Annotated in this window: 15 protein-coding genes and 3 pseudogenes; 15 read left to right on the top strand and 3 right to left on the bottom strand. The window is 67.2% G+C overall.

Translation table 11 applies throughout. The features are described from left to right. The first annotated feature begins 439 nt into the window (after positions 1-439). The 6 genes from OG974_RS02580 to OG974_RS02555 all read left to right on the top strand — a co-directional run bounded on the left by OG974_RS02580 (position 440) and on the right by OG974_RS02555 (position 9,766). Entirely contained in the window at positions 440-5,098 is a 4,659-nt protein-coding gene (locus OG974_RS02580) for an AAA domain-containing protein (RefSeq protein WP_371645245.1), read from the top strand. Further along, on the top strand, positions 5,095-6,006 hold the full coding sequence (locus OG974_RS02575) for a hypothetical protein (protein WP_371645243.1): 912 nt from the start codon (positions 5,095-5,097) through the stop codon (positions 6,004-6,006). The genes OG974_RS02580 and OG974_RS02575 overlap by 4 nt, the downstream gene beginning before the upstream one ends. A 132-nt stretch (positions 6,007-6,138) precedes the next feature. Continuing rightward, positions 6,139-6,681: a hypothetical protein gene (locus OG974_RS02570; protein WP_371645241.1), complete on the top strand. Its 543-nt coding sequence runs from the start codon at positions 6,139-6,141 to the stop codon at positions 6,679-6,681. Further along, positions 6,682-7,338, top strand: coding sequence for a hypothetical protein (locus OG974_RS02565; protein ID WP_371645239.1), 657 nt, complete (start codon positions 6,682-6,684; stop codon positions 7,336-7,338). Positions 7,339-7,502: 164 nt separating this feature from the next. After that, positions 7,503-8,285 (top strand): hypothetical protein, encoded by a 783-nt coding sequence (locus OG974_RS02560; RefSeq protein WP_371645238.1) that lies wholly within the window; start codon positions 7,503-7,505, stop codon positions 8,283-8,285. A gap of 434 nt (positions 8,286-8,719) precedes the next feature. Then, positions 8,720-9,766, top strand: a complete 1,047-nt coding sequence (locus OG974_RS02555) for a hypothetical protein (protein ID WP_371645236.1) — start codon at positions 8,720-8,722, stop codon at positions 9,764-9,766. A 55-nt stretch (positions 9,767-9,821) separates the two neighbouring features. On the opposite strand, the gene OG974_RS02550 is transcribed toward OG974_RS02555, so the two are convergent. Together OG974_RS02550 and OG974_RS02545 are read right to left on the bottom strand one after the other, a co-directional pair. Beyond that, the gene (locus OG974_RS02550) at positions 9,822-10,460 is read right to left on the bottom strand and encodes a hypothetical protein (protein WP_371645235.1); all 639 of its coding nucleotides are present in this window, start codon (positions 10,458-10,460) and stop codon (positions 9,822-9,824) included. Between the two features lie 35 nt (positions 10,461-10,495). Then, on the bottom strand, positions 10,496-11,374 hold the full coding sequence (locus OG974_RS02545) for a nucleotidyltransferase (RefSeq protein WP_371645233.1): 879 nt from the start codon (positions 11,372-11,374) through the stop codon (positions 10,496-10,498). Between the two features lie 1,152 nt (positions 11,375-12,526). Between OG974_RS02545 and OG974_RS02540 the strand changes: the two are divergent. From OG974_RS02540 to OG974_RS02520, 5 genes and pseudogenes are all read left to right on the top strand, one after another. Next, positions 12,527-12,694 (top strand): annotated as a pseudogene (locus OG974_RS02540) (CorA family divalent cation transporter); the annotation flags it as partial. A 174-nt stretch (positions 12,695-12,868) separates the two neighbouring features. Further along, positions 12,869-14,404 (top strand): ATP-binding protein, encoded by a 1,536-nt coding sequence (locus OG974_RS02535; protein WP_371645232.1) that lies wholly within the window; start codon positions 12,869-12,871, stop codon positions 14,402-14,404. 17 nt (positions 14,405-14,421) lie between these two features. After that, entirely contained in the window at positions 14,422-17,382 is a 2,961-nt protein-coding gene (locus tag OG974_RS02530; protein ID WP_371645230.1) for a Z1 domain-containing protein, read from the top strand. Positions 17,383-17,431: 49 nt separating this feature from the next. Beyond that, positions 17,432-17,550 (top strand): annotated as a pseudogene (locus OG974_RS02525) (transposase); the annotation flags it as partial. Between the two features lie 266 nt (positions 17,551-17,816). Continuing rightward, positions 17,817-19,100 (top strand): erythromycin esterase family protein, encoded by a 1,284-nt coding sequence (locus tag OG974_RS02520; RefSeq protein ID WP_371645228.1) that lies wholly within the window; start codon positions 17,817-17,819, stop codon positions 19,098-19,100. Here the strand turns inward: OG974_RS02520 and OG974_RS02515 are convergent. Beyond that, positions 19,066-19,599: a hypothetical protein gene (locus tag OG974_RS02515; RefSeq protein ID WP_371645226.1), complete on the bottom strand. Its 534-nt coding sequence runs from the start codon at positions 19,597-19,599 to the stop codon at positions 19,066-19,068. The two genes, OG974_RS02520 and OG974_RS02515, sit on opposite strands and share 35 nt — an antisense overlap. A gap of 474 nt (positions 19,600-20,073) precedes the next feature. Between OG974_RS02515 and OG974_RS02510 the strand changes: the two are divergent. From OG974_RS02510 to OG974_RS02495, 4 genes and pseudogenes are all read left to right on the top strand, one after another. Beyond that, a pseudogene (locus OG974_RS02510) lies at positions 20,074-20,259 on the top strand (CorA family divalent cation transporter); the annotation flags it as partial. A gap of 369 nt (positions 20,260-20,628) precedes the next feature. Next, the gene (locus tag OG974_RS02505; RefSeq protein ID WP_266662337.1) at positions 20,629-21,021 is read left to right on the top strand and encodes a hypothetical protein; all 393 of its coding nucleotides are present in this window, start codon (positions 20,629-20,631) and stop codon (positions 21,019-21,021) included. A gap of 5 nt (positions 21,022-21,026) precedes the next feature. Then, positions 21,027-21,695, top strand: coding sequence for a nucleotidyl transferase AbiEii/AbiGii toxin family protein (locus OG974_RS02500; protein WP_329315038.1), 669 nt, complete (start codon positions 21,027-21,029; stop codon positions 21,693-21,695). Between the two features lie 326 nt (positions 21,696-22,021). Then, positions 22,022-24,265 (top strand): hypothetical protein, encoded by a 2,244-nt coding sequence (locus OG974_RS02495; protein ID WP_371645224.1) that lies wholly within the window; start codon positions 22,022-22,024, stop codon positions 24,263-24,265. Positions 24,266-24,332 lie beyond the last annotated feature (67 nt).

The raw sequence follows: 24,332 nt of genomic DNA, 5'->3' as shown, positions 1-24,332 counted from the left end.
TGTCGCTCCCTAGAAGCAAGGGGGCGACACCAAGGGAGGGGATGACGCCGACGACGCTTCGCGTCCTGCTACCAGCCCTCGACTGTTCAGAGTGCCGCCCGCCGCCTTGGTAAGCACCCAGAAGGCCCTATTCCGTCAACCGAGCCGCCTTACGCCCTGTCCTCCCCACCCATGCGCCTTTAGATGGACTACGCCATCGGGGCTGCCTGGAACTCGCTCGCGCAACCAACTCTCCCGAGCTCCCGGCTTGATTGCCCCCAGATACGTAGAGCGTCGGGGCACCGCTACCGAAGGTCGGCGGATCTCCACGAGGAACTCGCTGGGATCAAGGTGATTCAGCCCAGATGAAGCTCATATTTCGCCATTTTCCAGAGACAGGTTGCCCCTGCTACTGCTCATCCCGATCCTGGAACGTTCGCCACCAGCCGGGAGGAGAAAAGTGAACGTACCGCGACGTCACGCGAAGAACCCCGACGTCATCGGCCAGACTGCCAGTCTGATCGGCTTCCTCAAGGAGGTCGTGCAGAGCAGCAACCAACGACTTCGTGATGACCGCCGCTCAAGGGAGCGGTTATGGCTGGTCGCCATGCCCCCCTCGGTACGACGCCCGTCCGACCGACTCGACGGGCTGCTGTTCACGCTTGACCACGTTCCGCAGACATCGCCGCCCCCACTCCCGGATCTGCTGGATGGATGGGTGTCCACGGAACGCTGCCAGGACGCGGACGGCGGTGACCCGCCGCTTGAAGATGAAGGACCGGGGCAGGAACTCGTGCCCGCAGCGGACGGCAGCCAATCCTGGGAACAGGCGGCGGAGCAGACCGTCCGCCGAGAGGATGCGGACGAGGTACTCCGAGCCTACGGTCCCTGGCTAACGCGCTGGCGGAAGTGGGCGGAGAGGGAGCGCGCGGAGCGAGCCCTTCGGGAGCTGTACGACCAGGTCTACGGGTGGCACCAGAAGCTGACCCAGCAGGATGATCAGCTAGAACTCGTGCTCGCCACAGGGCTCTTGACTTGGAGCGATCCACGTGGTGACGCCATTCACCGTCACCTGCTTACCCACCGCGTGGAGACCTTGGTAGACCGGAAGACCGCCAGGCTCACAGTGCGGCTCATGGCCGAGGGAGCCGTGCGGCTAGAGGACCAATCATTCCTCGACACCGATGACGGCTGGGCGCCCGAACGCTCGGCCGCGCTCACCGAGGAGATCGCGGCCCAGTCACTGCACCTGCTTGGATCTGAGGCCTTGGAGCAGTTGGCCCAGTGGCAGGAGCGGGTACTGCAACGGCCCGTGTCCTTCAGTGCCGAGTGGCAGCCGCCCCGCGAGCCCGAAGCAGGCGCGCGTCTCACGTACGCTCCCGCACTTGTGCTGCGTCCACGGGACCGCAATGCTCTGCTGGGCTTCTACGACCGGATCGCGGACAGCGTGTCCTCCGAGGGACACGCGCCTCTGGGCCTCGCCCAGCTGGTACTGCCGCTGAACTCCGAAGAGCGCGTGAACTGGGACGGCCGCGAGATTCCGCCCCTATTCGGGGACGACCCGCTCTTCCCAGGAAAGACCAACGAACGTCAACGCAGTGTCCTGCGGCGGCTGGAGCACGACACGGGCGTGGTGGTTCAAGGCCCACCGGGCACCGGCAAGACCCACACGATCGCCAATCTGGTCTCCGCGCTGCTGGCGCAGGGGCAGAGGGTCTTGGTGACCAGCGCCCGCGACCAGGCCCTGACGGTCCTGCGGGACAAGCTTCCTCCCGCCGTACGGGACCTGTGCGTCCTCCTGCTGAGCTCGGCACGGCAGGACGGGGCGGACGAGCTGGAACGCACGGTCAACGCTCTCACCGATCAGGTCGCCGCGAGTGACCCTGAGCAACTGCAGGACGAGATCCATCGACTCTCCGCCCGCCGGGAGGAGGTGCGGGGAAGGATCAGCACGCTCACCGAGCAGGTGATCGCACTACGGGAGGCCGAGGTCTACCGGCACCCGGAGATCGCACCGGGATACGCCGGCACTCTCGCCGCAATTGTGCAGCGTGTGCAAGAAAGCGCCGGACATCACTCCTGGATCGGTCTTGTGCCGGCTGACGGCCCGACCCCGTCTGTCCCTCCGCTGTCCCCCACGCAAGCGGTGGAACTGCTGAGCCTGCTGCGCGACGGTGCGGCTGAGCCACGCGCCGGTGGCACTCTGCCAGACCCCGACGACCTCCCCTCCCCCGAAGCCTTGGCCCAGGCACTCTCAGCCAGCCGCGTCACCAACGAGGGCCTGTCCTCTGGGGCGGTCCGCATCCGCGGCGATCTTGCCAGGCTCGACAGCTCTGTCACCGATGAGCTGACCTCTCTCGTGGATTCCTGCCGTACGGCTCTGCACCACCTGGGTCTGTCTCCGCAGGCCACACAATGGGATGAGGGCAAGTGGGCCACCAAGGCCCTCACCGACCGACTCTCCCGTGAGAACCTCGCGCTGTGGCGTCGCGTGTCCGGACTTGCCGATCAACTCGTCGACATCTCAGAACGGCTGAACGAACAGGGGATGACGCGCGTCACCGTGCCCGGGCAGCTCTCCACGGAACAAGGGGATGCGATGCTCACGGCGGGTTCTGCGCTGCGCGAGCACCTCGTCTCGGGTGGCAAGCTGCGAGTCCGCGGCAGCTTCCGTGCCTCGCGGGCGCAGAAGGCCGCGCAGGACCTCCTCGACTCGTGCACTGTGAACGGTCACTCACCCGAAACGCTGGAGGATCTCGACGCCGCCCTTGCTCACCTCCGCGCCCGCTCCGCCGTTGCCACGCTTGCGGAGCGGTGGGGCCAAGTGCAGGTGCCCGTATCCGAAGGGCCGCTGGAAGTTCGGCTGGCGTCGCTGACGGAGGCGTACGCACGCCTGGAACATGTCGACACGTTCGGCGCCGGCCGCGAGCGCATCGACGAGCTGCTCGTACATCACGGGATGCACATCGCTCTCACTTCCAAGTCGGCATGGCAGGACTTCGCCGGCGCCCTCTCTGCGGTCTCCGACCGACGAGCGGCGGACGAGGCTACGGCCCAGTTGCTTGCTTGGGAGGAGCAACTGCGCACACCGGTAGATGGCTCCCACCCCACCACCGAAGCTGTGGCCGCCGCCCAAGCCGTTCGGGAGCAGGACGTCGACCGATACGCCAAGGAACTTGAGGCGCTGCGCGAGGCTCATCGGCGTGAACACCGCCGGCGTCGGTGCGCCGTGCTACTCGAAAGCGTCCGCCGGGCCCACCCGCTGCTCGCGGACCAGCTGACGCACGACCCTGGCGACCGGGCATGGGAAGCTCGCCTGGAGTCTCTGGCGGAGGCGTGGGCCTGGGCCGTGGCCTCGGCCTTCGTCCACCGTCAGCGCACACCGGGACGCGAACGTCAGATCGAAGGCGAACTGGCTCAGTGTGAACGTCATCTGGAGGACATCACCGGTGAACTCGCTGCCACGTGGGGAAGGTGGCACTGTCTGCACCGCATGACGCAAGAGCAGCGGTCAGCGCTCCAGGCGTACCGCAACCACATGTCCTCGTACGGCAAGGGCAAAGGGCGCGGTGCGGGCCGCTACCGTGCCGCGGCATACGACGCCATGAAGACGGCGCAGGAAGCGGTTCCCGCGTGGGTCATGCCCATCTCCCAGGTCGCCGAGATGGTGCAACCGAGGCGGGACGCGTTCGACGTCGTCATCGTCGACGAGGCTAGTCAGGCCGGCATGGACGCCTTGTTCCTGCTGTGGCTGGCGCCCCGCGTCATCGTCGTGGGGGACGACAAACAGTGCGCGCCCCCACTCAGTGGCATGGGCCGGCACCAGGCGATCCATGACCGGCTCGTCTCGCACCTGCCGGACATGCCGCCGAGGCTGCGCACGCTGTACGGACCTTCCACCAACCTCTACCAGCTCCTGTCCACCTTCTTCCCGAAGGTGATCCGGTTGGAGGAGCACTTCCGTTGCATGCCGGAGATCATCGGCTGGTCTTCGCAGACCTTCTACAACAACAAGCTGCAGCCTCTGCGCCAGTACGGCGGTGAGCGCCTCGACCCCCTCGTGACCCACTTCGTCGAAGGGGCCGTTACCCAGGGGCGCGACAGCAGGATCCGCAACCCGAAGGAGGCCGAGGCCATCGTCGACTGCCTGGCCAGGCTCGTAGCGGACCCTGACTACCGCGACCGGACCATGGGCGTCATCACCCTTCAGGGGTCGATCGGTCAGGTCAAGCTCCTGGAAAAGCTCATCCAGGAACGTATCCCGGCGCCGATGCTTGAACGCCACCAGATTCGTGTGGGCAGCCCGGCGTCGTTCCAGGGAGACGAACGGCACGTCATCCTGCTGTCGATGGTCGTCACCGATCCGCCGCGCATCACGGGAGGTTCCCGCAGCGAACGACAGGCATACAACGTCGCCGCGTCCCGGGCACAGGACCAGATGTGGCTCTTCTACTCGGTACCGCCGGACCGATTGAAGAGGGAGGACATGCGACTCAACCTCCTGTCCTATATGGAGAACCCGCCATCGGTACTTGCCGGCTCCGAAGACATCGGAGAGGTGGTGGGCGATGTGCCGCAGAAGCCCTTCGAATCGCTCTTCGAGCAGCAGGTCTACCTGCACCTGAAGGCCCGCGGATATCACGTCGTCCCGCAGTATCCGGCAGGGAACAAGCGCCTCGACCTCGTCGTCGTAGGGGCACGTGGGCGCCTGGCCGTGGAGTGCGACGGCGACCGGTATCACTCGACACCCGAGCAGATCCGGCATGACCAACGGCGCGACCGTGAACTCCAACGCGTCGGCTGGACGTTCTGGCGGATTCGCGAGAGCGAGTTCCGATTCGGCCCTGAGGAGGCATTGTCCGGCCTATGGGATGAGCTCGAACGACTTGGCATCCATCCGGCCACATTCGAGGGGACCAGTGACCGGACCCGTTCGTCCGCCACACCCACCAGCGTGCAGTGGACCCCCTTCGACCTCTCCTCCGACGAGGGCCTGGCCGACGACATGGCGGAGGCACCCGAGGACCCGGGTACGGACGATCTGGCCAACACGCTCCACAAGGCAGAAGACAACGAAGTAGACGACGAAACCGACGACAGCACGGAAGGCTCGGCATGACTGCGCAGTCCCCACTCGGCATCCTCGACGCCAACACCCTGGAGGAGCTCGCGCGCGTCATCTGCGGCGACGACCACCTCTACTACCGCAAGGGTTTCGAGATCGCGCGCTTCCTGGAACACGCCGGCTGGCAGCGGGTGCCGGAGTACAACGGCGAGTACAGGATGGAATGGACGCTCACCCGGCTCAGCGAACGCCGAGAAGAGCCCACCGAGCTGGAACGGGTCCTGCTTCGCCTGGCCGACCCTCGCGAATACCTTGACGAGCCGGACCAGCTTCCCGCTGTCGTCTCCGCGGTCAACGCCTTCCTGGTCTACGAGGGAGCACGCCTGGAGAATCCTGGCGGCCGCCCCCGTCTCGTCGCCTGCGACCCCTCCCTTGCCCACCCGGGTAGCCAGGGTCCTGCCCAACTCAGCGCAGCCATGACCGATCTCATCAGTGACCGGAAGATGGCCGCCCTGCTCCAACACCGCTTGGACGAGGCACGCACCTGCTACGCCAATGGCGCTCACGTGGCCGCCATCATCATGCTCGGCAGCCTGCTGGAAGGCGTCATGGTCCATGTGGTGCGCGAACGCGACGCCTCACGACTCGGCAGTACGTCAGCGGATAGGGTCACCCTGGACACTTTGATCAAGACCTGCCACGACGCAGGATGGATCGGTGCCGACGTAGAGCGCTTCTGTCACGAGCTGCGCAAGTACCGCAACTTCGTCCATCCGCGAGCAGAGATCCGCGAGGCCCACACCCCGGATCGCGACACGCTGGACATGTGCTGGCCCGTGGTCAACGCAGTCCTGAACGACCTCGCCGCCTCCCAGCCGAAGACGGCCACGCCAAAGCCAACCGCCGCGCCTGTCCGACCCGTGCCCCGGCCATCGCCAGCGCGACCAGCACGCCGGCCCTGACACCAGGGCGCGGTTGGTTCGGCCACCGCCCTGCGCTCAAGAGCAGGGCGCAGTGGCCGAACCAGCGCCTTGCCCGGCGGCTCATCGAAGTCCATCCAGGAAATCGGCTCCGGTGGCCTGTACGTCGCGATCGTGGACGCCCCGATTCCGGGCAGCGGTTACACCGTCCGCTGGGAAGCCACCGAGAGCTTGCCGACCCAGGACGTCGGCAAGCTCGTCGATGGCAGCGGGCTTGGTGGGGTCGAAGTCCGCTTCTTCCTCGTGCAGCAGCACGTCACCTCCTCCAAGGCCTACGACTGGGATCACCTGGCGCTGCTCTGGCAGGAGTACCTCGCCTACGAGGGCTGGATTCCGTGGCGACTCCATCCGCCGCGCAAGAGGTTGCAGTGGGAGAAGGATGGCGTGGCTCGGCTCAAGGAACTCGGCGCTCCGGCGTTCCTCGGCTATGGCTACGGCGAGGGGCAGGCCAAGCTCAGCGGTGAGGTCGAGTTCGGCGCGCGCTTCGTGCTGCCGCCTTCAACCGAACTCAAGGAGGCCGCCGAGGTGCTCAGTAGGGTGGCCGTGATCGGGTCCCGGATGGCACAGCACGCGACGCAGCCGCAAGCCAAGGAGGCTGTGATCGCGCTGATCGACGGAGAATCTCATGGCAGCGGCGATGCAGGGGTGGACGGATAGATGACGGGCGACTTCGGACCGGACCGCTTGCGGCAGCTCTTCGGCGACCCGAACGAGGACGGGGTCTACCTCGTCGGCGTCGTGGAGTTCTCCGACGATGCGAGCGAGGACCAGTGGTCGTACGTCGGGAACACTCAGATGGGGACCCTGGAGTCAGTTGTCAGCAGACTCGGCTACGAGCGGCGTGACATCAGGATCGCGGAGCCTTACCGAGAGCCCGGCCGGGGGGTGCTGCCGGACGGCACAGAGCTGGCGGTCACGTCGACCACCGTGCGAGGGAGCGCATCCTGGCATCGGATCAGCAGGGAGCCAACGCCGGAGGAACGCCTCCGGTGGGCAGGGCATCCAGTGCCATCGCCACTTCCGCCCAAGCCTGTGCCGGTCGGTCCCAACATGGAGACGGCGAGGCCTCGGATCGAGGAGCACCAGGGAGAGGTCTTCTACACGAAGACCGGCAAGCCCTTCACCTACCGGACCGACCGCTACACCCTGGTCATCGTCGAGAGCCGGCGCAACGTGCAGTGGCACGAGATCAGGTCCGCACTGGAGGCATGGCCGATCGGGGGGCCGTCGGAGATTCCACGATGCCCCGAACGTTCTGGGCGCTACGTCTACGGGATCGTGTCCGACGAGCGGATCCGGCGAGGGGACTGGTGACAACCTTGTCCCTGAGGCTCTGTGACGCCTGATGCGATGCTCGCCGAACCTGTCGAACCTGCCGAATTGTCGGACGCCAAAGCTACGGTGGCGGGTGAGGTTCCACCACCGCGACTTCCTCGTCGACCGAGCGCCGAGGAAGCCCCGAGCACTGACGAGGACGCATGGCCGAGGACCCGGAGTACGACGAGGTCAACGCAGTTATTCGCATCCCCAAGGGCGAGCGTCTCGCCGACTCGCGGAAGAGCCCAGGCTGGAAGCGTGGGTTCACTCCCAAGACGAGTGACAAGGGACCCGAGCACGTCGAGATCCGCCTGAAGGCCGAAGACGAGTCAGGTTTCGCAGACAAGCTAGAGGTCGTCTACGTCACCAAGTACGTGAAGGAGCAGCGTCCTCAGCTCACCCCCGCCCAACAGTTCGCGGCTGACATCGCGGGCCAGATCATCGAAGGCCTCGTAGAAAGCGCAAAGCCTGTCGTTGCCCAGTTGTGGCACACCCGGGCCGTGCCGGCCCTCGCTGCCAAACGCGAGGCCTTCGTGCTGAAGCAGCAGGCCCGCAGAGCCCAGAAAAAGGCCTTGCGGGCCCGGGTCACGACGACAACTCCTGTTGCTGTGCCGGGGGTCGAGGCTGACGCGGCCTCCCAAGATGTGGCCACCGCCACCGCGTCCAGCGACCCGAAGGTCACTGTGACGAGCGAGCAGTTCCAGCAGATGTTCATGACGTGGCTCGCTCGTGAGGACGCCCAGCAGGTGCTCTGGAGCCTCATCGTGAATGCCGAGGTCGAGGACGGCGGTGCTGCCGCCCTGGCATGGCAGCAGGAACTGAAGGAGCTTTCGCCTGAGCAGCGAACCGAGCGGGCCATGGAGCTCCTCGCTGCCAACCCCTCGATCCTGGAGGACTTCGCGCGTCAGCTCATGGGCAGCATGGCCCTCGGGCTCGGCGAATAGATCACGCCCCGCCACAGACCTTGAGCGCACGGTCCATGGCCGGGCTTGGACTGCCAGGCGAAACAGCCGCTGGCGCAGGTCATAGCGCGATCCGATGTCCTCCCCCGGCCCCTGTTCGGAGCCGGGGGAACCGGCACTCGTCGCCCGGCTCGTACGACCCCTCGACACGCGACTGGACGATCTCACCAAAGCCCTCTCAGCCGCGCCTAGCCCTTCAGGGCAGCAGCCCAGGACCCCAGGGCCTACACACACTCCAGTTCGCCGCTGCCGCCTCTGACACAGGGTCTTGCCTTCTCGCCGCAGATCCCAACCACTCGGCAGCACCACGAACTGTGTGGCCGCTTCGTCGCCACCATCGCGGACCGGTAAACGGAAGGCCCATTGTCGGACCCGCTTCGTACCCTTGGCTGAGGTACCTGAGACAGGAGGCCAACGTGGCCCGCATCAACCAGCGCGCGATCGACAAGCACCTCAAGGACATCGTCAAGGGCTACGAGCGCGCAGCCAAGCGGAACCCCATCCGGGTACCGATTCAGACCGAGGCGACTGGAGCAGGAGGCACCATGCCTGGCCGCGACACCGCCGAAGGCGACCCGACCTTGGCACGGCTCCTGGTGTGGCTCGACGAGCAAGCCCAGCAGAACCCCTCTCACTACATCGACCTGACCCGGTTCGTCGAAGAACAGCAGCTGCCGGACGAGGACCCGGCCGTGCTCGCCTTCGAGATGGAGCAGCGGGATCTGGTCAGCGTCGTGCGCGGCATGGGCGAACTTCCCCAAGTCCACCTCACGGACGCTGGCCGCGCCGCGATCCACCGGCTGAAGAAGCTACGCCTGGACCGCGCCGCCCGCCTCCGCTACACCATGGACGCCTTCCACCGGTGGCTATTCGACACCGCCGGCGACCAGAAGCCCATTAACCCGGTGCTGTTCCTCGCTACGCCCGCCGCCTACTTCGCCGGATCCGAGATCACCGGCACCGAGCTGTTCGAGGCACTCGCCCACCTGGCACAGCACCAGCTGATCGAGCGCATCGACACCGAGCCCCCCACCGTCGCCATCACACCCCAGGGCGTCAGCTGCGCCCTGACTGGAGGAAGTGTGCAGGACCACGTCAGCCAACCCCGCCCCGGCACCACGTACAACAACTACATGCCGAACGCCAAGGGCGTCATCATCGGCGAGCAGCAGCACTTCGCCCAGAACGTCACCGAAGGCATCGACCCGACGCTGTTCGTCCAGCTTGCCGGGTACATCGGCCAGGTCAGTCCGATCCTGGGCATGCCCGATGACGACCGCGTAGAACTGGAGCGCGTCGCCGAAGACCTCCACGCCGAGGCGACCTCGGGGAACCCTGAGCCGGGCCGCCTGCGCCAGTTCGCCACCCAGCTCAGAGACAAGCTGCTGGAGGGCGCCTCGACCATGGCGGCAACGCAGGGCATCCAGATGGCTGAGCAGGCCCTCGGCGGGCTCATGCAGTAGCTCGTCCAGCAACACTACGGGCCCCGGGGTACCAGCCCCCGGGGCCGCTTAATCTTCAGCGGCTGGTGTGCGCCGGGTCGGCGGCCTGAGCTTCGGCGAACGTGCCGTAGTCGGTCGATCGGCCGAGCAGGGTGAAGTCCATATCGCCGGCAGTAAACCGGCTAGTGAAGTAGTGCCCGGTCGCGGCCTTGGGTTGGAGGCCGGTGACCGCGATCCGGCAGGCCCCTTCGTGCCGCGGGCTTCGAGGCTGGTGTTCCACGCGGGGCGTGTTGTCGTACAGGAACCCGATCTCGGCGGTTCCCGAGTTCTCGGGGGCGCCGATGGTGGCGTTGCTCGACCGCGAGGTGCTCTCCTTCGTGCGGAGCGTGGCGTGCAGGCTCCAAAAGGTCTGCTCGATGGTCATGTACGTGGTGATCGGGCCCTGGTTCCCTCCCTCCGGTATGTGGCTCTCCGGGCTCGGGACAAGCACGACCCGCCAGGTGCCCGTGACCCAGGCACGGCCGGTGAAGCGGTGGATCACGGGCCAGCGCCAGGCCCACTTGTCGAAGACGACGGTGCCGTAGCTCACGAGGGCCGGGATGTAGGCGAAGAGGTACCGGAACTCGGACGGGTACAGGCCCAGGACGAGCAGGACGACGGTGTAGAGGGTGGCGGCGATGGTGGCGCCGGCGCGGATGGTGGTCGCGGTGTTCATCGTCAGCCTTCGTAGTTGAGGTAGTGCCACGCGCCCTAGACCAGCTCGCGGGCGTCCTTCTCCGTCCACTTCTGACCCTCGCCGAACACCTTCTTGATCCCGTTCGGCTCCACCATGCGCTGGGAGCTGAACCAGGCTCCCGTGAGCTGCCGGTAGACCTCCCGCAGACTCTCGCGGACCACAGCGTCCAGGCTGCCGTCGAGACCCAAGACGTCGTCCGGGACGTTGTAGATCAGGCACTCGGAGAAGTACGACGGCAGGGCCGTGATCACGCCGTCGGCGGCGAGGACGTTCTCCACGTTCTTCAGCACCCGCACCACGAACTTGTACCGGTACTTGGTGGCGTTGTTCTTCGCCTTGCCGTTGGCCAGCTGGAGCTCGGGCCAGTTGATGACACGCTTCCCGTTGCGCCCGTAGACGACGCTGCCCACGTACTCGCCGCCGGGCACCGTGCTGTCGTAGGCCACCCACTTGAAGCACGGCACCACGTCGATGCTGGGACGGCTGCCCACAACCTCCGGAACGTACAAGGCGAGGTTATGGTCCGTGTCCACCGAGCCGAACTGGTTAGTGAGCGCGTCCTCGACCTCCCGGCGGAGCTTCTGCCGGGTCCACGGCCCCGCGTAACTGGCCTGCTGCCCAAACCACCAAGCCGCCAGTCCCTCCGTATGGAAGGGGTCGTTCAGTTTCACCATGATGTCGACATCGCTGTCACCGCGAACGTTGGTGTTGTTGGGGTACGAGCCCTTCGACGCCACCGTGATGTCGAGCCCCTGGAACGGCTCGTGTCGGAGCACCGCCTGTTTCACCATGCGCTCGGCGCGCTCCAGCCGGAGCTGTTCGGAAGCACCCGGGAGGTTCTTCCATTTGTTGATCAAAGCGATCCGCTGTTCATACGTCAGCTGTCGTGCCATGAACGCCTCCAGGCTCCGGCGCGCCTGCGCCGGCCAACAGCCTACGAGCGGGCACCGACAGCGGCACACCTATGAATCCGCATGGCCACCCAAGTCAGAGGCGACCAGGGCGCGGCTTGCCACCACGGCGTAAACAGGGGGGAGCGGCTCGACATCCCAGGGCCTACACGCACTCAAGTGCGATGCCGTCGCCTCCAGACCCTCAGCATCGCACTTGAGTGCGTGTAGGCCCTGGGGCGCAGTGCCGTCGACCAGGGTCAGCGAGAGACCCCGGGCCGCCCAGCGCGCCCGGGGTTCCGCCTGCCAACGTCGCAGCATCACCAGCCATCGGCGTTGCCCACCCACGCGATCAGCCGGCCCTCGCTGGAGCGGCCCCAGTGCGGTTCCTCCATCGAGGTCTCGTGATCGTCGGGCAGGACGCAGATCGCCCCCAGCGGCCGTGCTTGCCGAGGCAGATCCCGGCGAGCCGGGTCGCGTCGCCGTCGCACACGGCCTGGCCGTGGCGGTTCTGGAACGGCTGGAGCTAGGCGCACAGCTCCATGCCGAGCTCCGTATCCGGCGCTTCGCCCCTCGCCCTCACCTCCTGCACCCCGGGATTGGACACCACGAACAAGACGACGTCCTACGCCTCCGTGCAGTCACCGGTCACGGTCCTGCTGCTCTCTTTCGGAAGGGGCGCCAGCGGGTCCGGCCGCGCGGCATGGGACTCGGCCATGAGCCGGATGTGGAGGATCTCCACACCGATCAACAGGACTTACACTGCGGCTCAGTCACGATGCGCTCCCCATCGACGGCTAAAGTGGTGGAGCTCTGGCAGCGTACGACGGCGGCCCAGGGCAACAGCAGCCTCGCCGAGCTCCTCCAGCCCCGCTGCGTTTCATGCTCTCGCCCCGCCGCCACTCCCCTGGGTGACCTGTCGTGAGCAACGGAGGACGGCCCCAGACCTGCGGCGCCCTCTTGGCGAGACGCTCTCCGCTGGGGGGAATCTGGGGGGAATGAGGCTCGTTGGGGGGCGGCTGGGGGGAATCGGATACACAAACGCGCAGCAGGGTGAAAGACCCTGAAAGATCGATTGCTGCAGGTCAGGCCGCCCGCGGTACCGATTCCCGCAGGTCAGTGGTGTGAGGGTGACGACTTCAAGAAGGTCTCCTCTGGGCCACGATCCTGTTCGCCCCCACCCAGGTCGGAACCATCTACGGCATGAACTTCGAGGACATGCCCGAGCTGAAGTGGGCCGGCGGCTACCCCCTAGCGATCCTCCTGACGGCAGTCGTCTGCGTGAGCCTGTACCTCATCTTCAAGACGCGCGACTGGCTGTAATCGTGACGTTCCATACCGGATCATCCGCCATGGGAACAATCTCTGTTCAGGATCATCCGCCAAGGCCGGAAGGGCTGAAGTATCGTCATACTTGCCTTCAACTCTCCTGGCCAGCTCCTGGGCTGACACGGCCTGCCCAGCCCCGCGCGGCCCCTGATTACCCCTGCGAGATTCATGCCTTACGAGCTGGGTGCCGACTGGCAGTACGACGTCCCCACCAGCGGCTGCAAGCGGCTCCCGCCTGATTCCGGATATGCCGAGGCGCTGCGGAACCAGGGATACAGTTTCGAGGTCGCCATCGCCGACCTGATCGACAACTCCATTGACGCGAAGGCCAGTCAAGTCGTCGTGCATTTCCTTCGCGACGATGACCGGATACTCAGCCTGCTCATCGTCGACAACGGCAAGGGCATGAACGATCTGGGTCTCGACGCCGCCATGACCGTCGGCCAGCGCCGGGCGTACGACAGCCAGTCTCTCGGCATGTACGGAACCGGTCTCAAGGCAGCGTCGCTCTCGAACGCCGACGCCCTCACCGTCGTCAGTAAGACCAAGACAAGCCGTGCCGCCGGTCGCCAGCTGACCTCCTCCTCCCTCGCGGACGGCTACCGCTGCGACACCGTCACCCCGGACTATGCCCAGACCCTCCTCGACCGCTATGACGGCATCATCGAGTGGCAGGGGACGGTCATCCGCTGGGACCAGGTCAGACCCTTCGAAACCGTCGAGGTCAGCCAGACCGACCGGTTCCTCTCCGAGGCGATCCAGAAGCTGGAAACCCACCTCGGCCTCTACCTCCACCGGTTCCTCGACCGTGGGGATCTGCGAATCGACATCGCAGTGGAGAATGTACACACGCGCGAGCTCCTCGACAGTATCGAGGTCGAACCGCTCGACCCATTCAACTACAAGCAGCTGGGGAAGGCGGGCTATCCCAGCAGCTTCACCGCGGTCGTCGAGGGCGTCGGCGAAATGAAGCTGACCGCCCACATCTGGCCGCCCAAGTCGCCGCGCGCCGAGTACAAGCTCATCGGCCCGCTCGCCGAGCGCCAGGGATTCTACTTCTACCGCAATGACCGTCTCGTCCAGGCCGGCGGCTGGAACGGTCAGCGTGGCGCGGCCGAGACGCATCTCAACCTCGCGCGCATCGCCGTTGATCTCCCCTCACAGAGCGATCAAGTGTTCAGCCTCACGGTGAAGAAGGAAGGCGTCGAGGCGACTCAGGCTTTCGCCAGGGGCGTCGAGACCGCCGTGGACGCACAGGGCCGTACCTTCCGCACGTATCTCGCGGACGCGGAATCCGTATACCGCGAGGGATCCTCCCGCGCCGAAGTCAAGCGCAAGGCCGTCATCCCCCCTGGCAAGGGCCTGTCCCCTACAGTCAGGCGTGTCATCCAGGAAGAGCTGCCGGAGAAGCCCGGTGAGGACCCGATCGCCATTACCTGGGTCGCGCTCCCCGACGACCGGTTCTTCGATCTCGACCGCGAGAACCGCGTCATCCAGCTCAACAAGCGCCACCGCGACATCTTCAACATGGGCCAGCGCAGCGGCTCCAATGACGCCCCGGTAGCCAAGACCCTGCTCTTTCTCATGTTGGAGGAGCTGTTCGGCTTCACACGCTGGGAGAAGAAGCGTAGCGACCAGATCGACTACTGGAACGCCATCCTGCTCGCTGCCGTGGACGCCCAGCGCGACCGCGCCACGCACTGACATAAGGACTACACCCTGTGACCGACGCACTGCTGGAAATCCACAGGTCCGTCCTCGGCAGCATGACTCGTGGCCCCAAGCCCTTCGCGAGGCGGGCCGAGACCGAGGCGGAGGACTTTCCTGGTGTCGATCTCCACGACGACACCTTCAGCAAGCGGCTGACGGACGAGTCGGACGCCCTGACGACCCTGTGGGAGCACAGGCTCACCTCCTGGGACTTCGAAGAACAGGCCGCCTGGGCCACCGCACCTCCCCGTACCGACGAACGTCGAGCCGAGATATACGGCCATCTCGGTTTCGAGGAAGGCGTACGCAAAGCCCTGACCGCTGCCGCCGCCGTCTCCAAGAAACCCGGCCACACCACCATCACCGCGGACTTCACGCCCTGGTACACAAGGGAGCGCGCCGCTGAGCGGGCCTTCTACTGGACCGCCTACGAGAAGCGGCTGCGCGACAAGGGCTGGAGCAGCGAGGCGATCGCCGGCCTCGACGAGGCCAGCCGTGCGGTCGTCGAGCGCCTCACCGACCCTGAGCAGGAGGCTCGCCGCCAGGCGCGCGGACTGGTCGTCGGCTATGTCCAGTCCGGCAAGACCGCGAACTTCACGGGTGTCACCGCCAAGGCCATCGACTCCGGGTATCGCCTCGTCATCATCCTCGGCGGCACCCTGAACCTGCTGCGCAAGCAGACGCAGCGCCGCCTCGACATGGAGCTCATCGGCCAAGAGAACATCCTGCGCGGCGCCGACGTCGATGACCTCGACTCGCTGGTCGGCATCGACTACATCGGGGACGACGAGGAGTGGCCGCAGTTCGTCTCGCACGGCGCGCGCCCCTCCACCCAGGGCCGCTTCAACATCGAGCGCCTCACCACTCGCGACCGGGACTACCAAAGCCTCTTCCAAGGCATCCGCGGCATCGAGTTCGAGAAGCGTGAGCGCGGGCTGCCGCTGTACGACCCACGCAACCTGCACCACGCTGACGCCCGAGTCATGGTCGTCAAGAAGAACAAATCGGTCCTGGACAAGCTGATCAGGGACCTCAAGCAGGTCCAGGGCCTGCTGGGGGAACTCCCGGCCCTAATCATCGACGACGAGTCCGACCAGGCATCCGTCAACACAACCAACCCGAAGAAGTGGGAATCAGACCGCCCCAACCGGACGGCGATCAACTCCCGCATCGGCGAGCTGCTGAAGCTGCTGCCACGTGCCCAGTACGTCGGCTACACCGCGACCCCCTTCGCGAACGTCTTCATTGATCCGAGTGACAGCGAGGACATCTTCCCGAGGGATTTCCTAATCTCGTTGCCCCGGCCCGACGGATACATGGGCGTGCAGGACTTCCACGACCTGAACTCCCCCGTCCCCCACGACGAGCGTACGTACGCCAACTCCCGTGCCATGGCTCACGTCCGTGGCATCTACTCCCCGGATGAGATCGACGACAAGTCCATGCAGGAGGCCATGGACAGCTTCGTCCTCACGGGCGCGATGAAGCTCTACCGCGCGGCCCACGGCGTGCCGGACGGCCCGTACCGGCACCACACCATGCTGGTCCACGAGTCCGTCCGTAAAGACGACCACGCCGAACTGGCCTTGCGTCTCAACACCATGTGGCACCAGGCGGGCTACACCACCAGCTCCACCGGCCACGCCCGCTTGGCGGGCCTGTTTGAGCGCGACATCCGTCAGGTCTCCGAGGCCCGCGCCGCCGACCTACCAGTCCCCGCCTCTTACGACGAGCTCCGCCCGTACATCAGCCAGGCCTGCGGCCGGATCCGCAAGGGTGGCAATCCGGTCGTCATCGTCAACGGCGACAGCGACAAGTACTTCAACCAGCTCGACCTTGATTTCGACCGCCAGCCCCATGTCTGGAAGATCCTCGTCGGCGGCACCAAACTCTCCCGCGGGTTCACCGTCGAAGGCCTCACGATCACCTATTACCGCCGCACCACACAACAGGCGGACACGCTCATGCAGATGGGCCGCTGGTTCGGCTTCCGCCCCGGATATCGTGACCTGGTCCGTCTCTACATCAGCCGTGCGGAGAGCCTCACCAAGGCAAGCAAGTCCACGGTCGACCTCTACGAGGCTTTCGAGGCCATTTGCCTCGACGAGGAGAGCTTCCGCGATCAGCTCGCCCAGTACGCCGAACTCGTCGACGGCAAACCGCTGGTCACTCCGAAGGAGATCCCTCCGCTAGTTTCCCAGCACCTGCCCTGGCTCAAGCCCAGCAGTCGCGCGAAGATGTACAACGCTCGGATTGAGGAGATTGCCAGGCCGGGCCATCACATCGAGCCGACCGCACATCCGACCGACCGGGATCATCTGGAGCACAACACCAAGCTGTGGCTCCCGCTCCTCAAGGGCCTCTCGGCCCCGGAGACGTTCACGAGCCACGACGAGAAAAGCGGGAAGGAATACCACCTCACCGCCCGCATCACGTCGGTCTCGCACCCAGAGCTCATGGGGGTGCTCGAGAAGCTCAAGTGGTGGAACGACGCCCCCTTCCTCCCGCACCTGCGCTTCCTGCGCGAGCTCTCCAAGAAACCTCACCTGATCGACGACTGGCTGGTGCTCACGCCCCACTACACGGGTCGTGGGGATTCAGCGAGTGTGCTCGGCTCCGTTCCGCTGGCTCTCTCGAAGCGCGAGCGTCGCCGTGTCCATATCTTTGGCTTCATCAGCGACTTCAAGCACCGGCCCACAGCCAAACGCATCGCCCGCGCCATAGGACCGACCTCGGATCCGGTGACGGAGCGGCACTCCCGGGACCGTCGCGGAGCGATACTCCTCTACCCCGTCATCGAGGAGGACCCGTCGGCGATCGTGCGGAACGGGGAGGTGGGCCCCGAGAGGATCGCCATGGTCTTCTCCCTGGTGCCGCCGGCCTCCGCCGTCGGGGCGGGGCGGCCTCCGATCACTTTCAGCGCCATCGACAAGAGCCAGTCCGACTCTCCCATCGTCGACATGAATGGCTGAACCACAGCTGGCTCCGCCAGCGCGTGGGGTGACGAGCGCGTCGGCGGAGATGGTCGAGGCGTTCACGTGCACGGACCAACACCGCTGGGGCAGGCGTATGTGTGTGGGCTGTTGCTGGACGGGCGGCGCAAGTCGGTGGAGCCGATGGCCGCGCGGCCCGGTGAGGACACGCTCCACGGTGGACAACGGCGTCCCAGCCCGGCTCCTCCCGACAGCATGGGGCACGCCGGCCTACGTCCAACGGCACGACGTATCGGGTGGCGGCGCGCATGGTCACCGCCGTGGCGCAGGTCCGACGGCGAGGTCGAGGTCCGGCGCGAAGGCGCGGCAGGGCGCCGGCCAGGAGCCCTCTGCCTCAGGCTCAGAGACGGCAACGCTCGAGAGGCGGGGCGCACCCGCGTGCCGACCCGCACGCGAGGAGGAGAGGCAACCCGGTGCCCGACGACCTGGCCCGATGGCTGCACGAGCACGCCAATCCCTTGAGCACTCTGACTCCCGGCGCGCCGACGGAGGACCTGAAACCCCTGGGCGAGGCACTGTGGGGGACACGGATCGTCGGTCTGGGGGAATCCACCCACGGCACGGGCGAGTTCTTCCGGCTGAAGCACCGCATCGTGGAGTTCCTGGTCCGTGAGGAGGGGTTCACCACCCTCGCCATGGAGGCCAGCCAGTCCGCGGCCCGCGCACTCGACGCGTACGTCCGGTACGGCACGGGCTCCCCCGAACGGCTCGTCGCCAGGCTGGGCTTCTGGACCTGGCGCACCCGCGAGATGGTCGACCTCGTCGAGTGGCTGCGCGCCCACAACCGCGACCTGCCCGCAGAGCGCCGGGTCCGCTTCGTGGGAACCGACCCCCAGCTCTGCGCCGACTCGGTCGAGGCCGTCGCCGCCTTTCTGCTCCGGGCTGCGCCCGATCAGGCCGGGCGCGTCAGCGCCCTGGACGTACTGGCCCGGGCCCGCCCGAGCACGCTTCCGGACCCGGACAAGGCCCTGATGCGACGCGCAGAGGAGATCGCCCGTCTCATCGCGGACCACGCCGAGCGGCCGGGTCCCGGCGACAACGCCGGCGAGGCTCTGGAACACGCGCGGATCCTCGTCCGCGCCGCCGACCTGGTGACCCGCCCCTTCGCAGCCTCGGCCGGCGAGGACGGCGTGCTCGCCGCGCGTGACCGCTACATGGCCGAGGCCGTCGCACGGCTCGTGGACGACGCCCCCGAGGCTCGCGTCATGGTCTGGGCACACAACGGGCACATCGCGAAGGGCACGTACGGGGACCAAGTACCGGCCCTCGGCAGCAAACTCCGCGAACGGTACGGCGACGCCTACTACGCGCTGGCCCTCCTCTTCGGTAAGGGCTCCTTCCTGGCCCGCCGCGGCAACGACCTTCAGCGCCCGCCGGCCCGCCACCGCATCGGCACCGGCCTCCGCTCCCTGGAGGCCAGACTCACGCACGCCGTACCCGGCGACTACTACGCGGACTTCCGCGCCGCGGGTTCCCCCGCCGACGCCGCGCCCTGGCTGCACGCCCCGCACGCGCAGCGCAGCTTCGGCGCCAACGTCCAACGGTTCCTCTACCGCTTGAACACCGCCCCGCTCGTCCCGGCCGAGGACTATGACGGCATCGCGTTCGTAGCACGCTCGACCTGCTCCCACCTGCTGCCCCCGGCGGAGGACTCAGGTTCTCTCACGGCCACAGGTCGAGCGCGGCGTTCAGAGTGAGCTGCCACATCGGTTCGGCACCGGTGCCGAATGCCGCGGCGAGCCCGTACCCCACGGACGCGTCGTACGGGTCCCTGGCACGCTCGGACTCGCCCGCCGCCTCCCAGCCGGCCGACACGCGCCCGTCGCCGCTCGATGTGAAGACGCCGAGCAGCCGCTCGTCCCGCAGCAGCCGGCTGGTGCCGAGGGAGTCCGGAACCAGCAGATAGCTGCACTCCCGCGCCCCTGAGACGACCTCGACCCGGTACGAGCGCCAGGTCAGGAATCCCTTGGATGGCCGCAGGGTCTCCTCTGCACCGTCGACGAACAGAGTGAGGTGCTCGGGGTCGCGCGTCCCGATCGGCACATGGCTCTCCGGCACGGTGTGCGGGGCCCGCCGGATCTCGACCGGCGGCAGACCGTCCCCGCTCACGCCCAGCGTCCCGGCCTCGTGGTCGAGTTCGATCCGGACCGCGCCGAAGAGCGGATCGTCGGCGGGCACGTACGCGTACGGATTCATCGGGCCCCTTGCTCCTGATCATCCTGGTGATCGTCTTCCGCCAGTCTCGTCCGGACGCCGAGGGCCGGTTCCCTTTCCGGCCAGAGGCGGGCCGGTGGGCAGGAGCGGCGCCACGGCCTGAGCGTCGGGGAGCGCAGCGGTCGGGGCCAGCGGTTGTTTCTCTGTGAACGAGCAGCCGTACCCAGCCACGAAGTACCGCCAGGCGAACGGCGGCCACCTGCTCCTGCCTCGCTGCCACTACGTCGCGTAGCCGGTCACGCCAGGCGGATCGCGGTCCCGACCAGCGGCGATCCGTCTGCAGAGTCAGCCGGGGCTGGGGAGAATCTGGGGAGAATGAAGCCGCGTTGGGGAGCGGCTGGGGAGGATCGGCCGTACAAACGGGCAGCACCGTGAAAGGGACGGAAAGGCTGATCGCCGCAGATCAGAGGGCCTCTCCGGGCGCTTTCCGCAGGTCAGCGGCGTGAGGGTGACGACTTCAAGAAGATTTCCTCATGGGCTGCCATTTTGTTTGCACCCACACTCGTGGGAACCATCTATGGCATGAACTTTGAGTCCATGCCTGAGTTGGGCTGGACCTTCGGATACCCCCTTGCGATCTGCCTCATGGGGATGGTTTGCATCAGTTTGTACGTGATTTTCAAGCGACGGGACTGGCTCTAAGCCCCTCGCGTGACGCTCAGTCATCCTTCGCACTTCGCTTTCGCATCACTCGTAGATCGGCCCAGAAGCGGCCGTGGGGGTCTCTGGGGGAATAGATGCGGGTGATCTCGTCTACCTGCCTCCAGCAAGGCCCTGACCAGGATTTTTGCCCTCCTGTAGGCGTTGGGGAGAATCCGGGGAGAATCGACTGGCGATCCACGTCCTGTATCCGCGGCTTCGCCTCTTCGTGCTCAACATCTCGCGGCGCCCTTGCTGCACGCGCAACTGATCACAGAAAGTGACATCGGCACGGAGCCACACCTGGCTCACTTTGGGCCCAGGCCCGCGCATCACGGCCCGCATCGCTTCTGCGGCCGCCATAATGGAGGCATGTCCTCCAGCCCACAGCATCCTGCACCCGCGCCGAGGGAGCTCTCCGGCGCGGAAGCCGAGGACCTCGCGTTGTACCAGGAGAAGTTCCGGCGCCGTCTGCCGGAATCGCTGGACGAGCTGCACGGGCCGGCGCACGGTGTCGTAGAGCTGCCGCTGCACCTGGCCTGGTCCGGGATGACCTCGTACGACCTGGGCAAACCGCGCCAGCGCGTGGGCCTGTACCGCACCGTCCTGCACGAGGGCCTGCACGACGACCTGCCCCTCTACCTCAATCAGGATCTACTCCTCCAGCTGTGGCCCGTGCTGCGCACGCTCGTCGGTCGCACCGTGCGCACTGTGTGGGAGGACGCCTTTCCCCAGCTCGCCTCCCGCACCCGGGCAGCCGCGTGACGGACATGCCGGAGCTGCACACGCGGCTCCTGGCGGATGTGATCGCCCTCGGCTCGCCGTATCCCTTGGTCCTCACCGGCGGGTATGCCGTGAGGGCGCACCGCCTCGTGAACCGTCCCAGCCAGGACCTCGATGTCGCCACCGAGAACCCGGCGCCCATGGCTGACATCGCGGCCGCAGTCTGTCGCGGCCTCGAGGCCCGGGGCTGGAAAGTGCAGGCGCTGGAAACTGCCCCGCTGTCCGCTCGCTTCACCGTGACCGACCCGGTCACCGGGCAGGACTGTGAAGTCGACATCCTGAAGGAAATCTTCTGGCGGCCCGTCTCCCAGAGCCCGTACGGGCCCGTCCTCGCGGAGGAGGACGTGATCGGGACCAAGGTTCGCGCCCTCGCCGACCGCGGAGCGCCCCGCGACCTGATCGACGTGTTCGCTGCCTCCCGCCGCTGGACGAACTCTGAACTCGAGGAGTTCGGCCGCCGCCACGCCCGTGGCCGCTTCGAGGGCGAGGACTTGCAGGCGAACCTCACGGGCGCCGAGTGGACTGACGACGAAGCCTTCGGGGCCTACGGCCTGGATGAGACCACCATCGCCGCTCTTCGTACCTGGGCCGTGGAGTGGGCCGATGACCTCGCGGCCCGACTCCTCGAAGAGTCCGGTGATCCGGACATCGACTGATCGAATCCGGACGAGACCGCATCTGCCTGCCGACAAGACCGACCAGCCCCAAGAACTTCAGACACCGGACGGGCTACGAAACCCGGCATCGCGCCGCGTCCGCGCATGTCGAGGGCTGCGACAGCCGTGGCCGGTAGGGCCATGCGCTCCCGAGCGCTTGTGCCGCCCTGCGAAAGGTCGCGAGGGCAGAGGATGTCCGCATCGGGCGGCGTCGGGACCGTGTGTTCCCAGAAGGACGGTGGCCGCTGCAACCGGGTTTGAGCTCGGCACACCGGCAGCGCCATGATGGGGCCGTTCGAGTGGCACCGGTGCGGTAGGAGCAGCAGATGCGGCGAGACGGGAAGACGGCCCCGTCCGATCTCCAGCTGAAGATCGTGCTGCACGGCACAAGACCGCCCCTGTGGCGGCGCCTCGTGCTGCCGTCCGATGCTTCGCTCGGGACGCTGCACGACGCCATCCAGGTCGCCTTCGGATGGCAGGGTGGCCATCTGCATCTCTTCACCGACGAGTTCGGCCGGGGGTACGGCGAGGCGGCCCGACTCACCGGCATCGATCTCGGCTTCGGCCACGAGGTCGGCGACGAGGACGCCACCGCGCTCGGCGACGTGCTGGCCGAGGAGAAGGCACGGCTGCGCTACGTCTACGACTTCGGCGACGACTGGGAGCACGGGATCACGCTGGAGAAGACACTGCCGCGCCCGGTCGGCGCGGAGCGGGCGGTGCGCTGCGTCGGCGGGCGTCGCGCCGACGTACCGGCCGAGGACATCGGCGGCGTGTGGGGGCTGGCCGAGGTGCTGGAGTTCCTCGACGCCCCGGGCGGGGCCGGGGATGGCCCGCACGGTGAGCTTGTCGCCGAGCTGCGGGCGACCGGATACGATCCGGCGGCCTTCGACCGGGACGGGATCACCGCGCGGCTGGACCGGCTGACGCCGGACACGGTGTCCGGCAAAGCGAAGCCGCCGACCGGTGATGGGGCCGGGCGCGGCGGTGTCCGTCCGCTGACCGCCGAGGACGTGGCGTTGTGTACCTGCGGGCAGTGCGGGGTGGGCGGTCCAGTCGATGCCGGATTCGACGGACCGGCTGAGGATGTGCCTGTGCTGCGCCCGGTGACTCTGGCTCCGCGGGAGGACCTTTTCGCTGCCGTGCGGGGTGTTCCGCTCTTCGACGCTGCGCTGCGGCTCGCCGCCTGGTGCCGCGAGGGACGGCAGGTCACCGCCGGCCGGGTGCTTCGGCCCGCGCTCGCCCGTGCGGCCGTCGAGGAGCTCCAGCTGTGGAAGCTGGCCGGCGACGACTCGCCGTATGCCGATGCCGTCGCGCGGGCTCGTGCGTTGAAGTCGCTGCGCAGCGCCAAGGACGTGGCCGTTCTCGATGATCCGTGGTGGCTCGCCGTGGACGGCGGGTTGATCACGGTCAGCGGGGGCCGCGCGTGGGGTGGCGCGGCAACCGACTTCACCGGTGAGGGCCTCCTGGAGTTCTGGGCCGCCACGATGGGCGATCTGCTGGAGGAGATCGGTGAGACGGGGGTGCTGGACGGGTGGCACGGTGAGCTGGGCGAGCTGACGGCCGAGATCGCCGACGGACTGGTCGGCCTGCTGTACGACGCCCCGGACGACGCCTGGGTGGATGTCGACGGCCTGCGTGCGAAGGCCCGCGAGGTGGGCGAGAACGGGCCGGAGTTCGATCTCTTCCAGGCGCTGTTCGCGGCGTCCTTCCAAGGACTCGGCGAAGGGCTCGCCCTGCTGGGCGCGGTGGAGTACGAGCCCGGTGACGGCGTCGATTCGGCCGAGGAGAATCTGCGCACACTCCAGAACGCCCTGGTCGGACAGGAGCTGGGCGGCGGTTCGGGAACCTCGACGGCGGCGTCGGACCGGTCGTGGGACGACCAGCGCGGGCACCGCATGCGGCTCACCCCACTCGGCCGCTACGGGCTCCGCGCGTACCTGATGGAGTGCGGTGTGCCCGCGCCGCTGCTCGGTGAGTACGCCGAAGCGGACGCCGACGCTCTGCTCCAGGGGCTCCTGGGCTACTCCCCCGAGGAGATGCGCCGGGAGGTCGAAGGGTGGCTGGCACACCGTTCGGCGACGGATGCCGCGGTAGGGCTGCTCGACGCATGCGTGGGAGACGGCTGCGAGGCAGCGGCGAAGCGCGCCGTGGCCCAACTGGTGCTGGCCGACCTCGACGACCCCCGGGCACTGCGCGTGCTGCGCAAGGCAGCGGACTCCGACGCCGAGGGGTGCCGCCAGGTGGCCACCGCGACCCTGGGCGCACGCCTCGGGGCAGAAGCAGACGTGGACCCGGCGCGGGCGGAGCAGTCGGAACTGTGGCTGCTCATCGACGGACTGTCGATCCTCGCCGGTGCTCAGGAGAGGCAGGAGCTGACCCGGGACTTCCTGGAGAACTGGAACACGGCGCCGGAGTCGCTCGAACAGCGGGTGGACGAGCTGTGGCGAGTGGAGCACCCAGCCACCGCCCAGGTGCTCGCCGAACTGGGCGAGGGCTTGCGCGGCGTCGACAAGCGGCTGGCCAAGCGCATGCGTACCGCGGCGAACAAGGCCCACTCCCGCCGGTGACGGCGGGGTCGGACCCTGCTGGTGGACGAAGACGCGGTGAAGACCGCCTGGACGACGGTGAGGCGAA

The sequence above is a fragment of the Streptomyces sp. NBC_00597 genome (assembly GCF_041431095.1).
In the GTDB taxonomy this organism is placed as follows: Bacteria; Actinomycetota; Actinomycetes; order Streptomycetales; family Streptomycetaceae; genus Streptomyces.
The sequence above is the reverse complement of the archived record's forward strand: the minus strand, read 5'-3'. Positions and strand labels throughout refer to the sequence as shown.

Excerpts from the sequence above, each read along its gene's own strand:
- OG974_RS02575 (WP_371645243.1), top strand. The coding sequence starts at position 5,095 with ATGACTGCGCAGTCCCCACTCGGCATCCTCGACGCCAACACCCTGGAG.
- OG974_RS02565 (WP_371645239.1), top strand. The coding sequence starts at position 6,682 with ATGACGGGCGACTTCGGACCGGACCGCTTGCGGCAGCTCTTCGGCGAC.
- OG974_RS02560 (WP_371645238.1), top strand. The coding sequence starts at position 7,503 with ATGGCCGAGGACCCGGAGTACGACGAGGTCAACGCAGTTATTCGCATC.
- OG974_RS02550 (WP_371645235.1), bottom strand. The coding sequence starts at position 10,460 with ATGAACACCGCGACCACCATCCGCGCCGGCGCCACCATCGCCGCCACC.
- OG974_RS02545 (WP_371645233.1), bottom strand. The coding sequence starts at position 11,374 with ATGGCACGACAGCTGACGTATGAACAGCGGATCGCTTTGATCAACAAA.
- OG974_RS02535 (WP_371645232.1), top strand. The coding sequence starts at position 12,869 with ATGCCTTACGAGCTGGGTGCCGACTGGCAGTACGACGTCCCCACCAGC.
- OG974_RS02515 (WP_371645226.1), bottom strand. The coding sequence starts at position 19,599 with ATGAATCCGTACGCGTACGTGCCCGCCGACGATCCGCTCTTCGGCGCG.
- OG974_RS02505 (WP_266662337.1), top strand. The coding sequence starts at position 20,629 with ATGTCCTCCAGCCCACAGCATCCTGCACCCGCGCCGAGGGAGCTCTCC.
- OG974_RS02500 (WP_329315038.1), top strand. The coding sequence starts at position 21,027 with ATGCCGGAGCTGCACACGCGGCTCCTGGCGGATGTGATCGCCCTCGGC.
- OG974_RS02495 (WP_371645224.1), top strand. The coding sequence starts at position 22,022 with ATGCGGCGAGACGGGAAGACGGCCCCGTCCGATCTCCAGCTGAAGATC.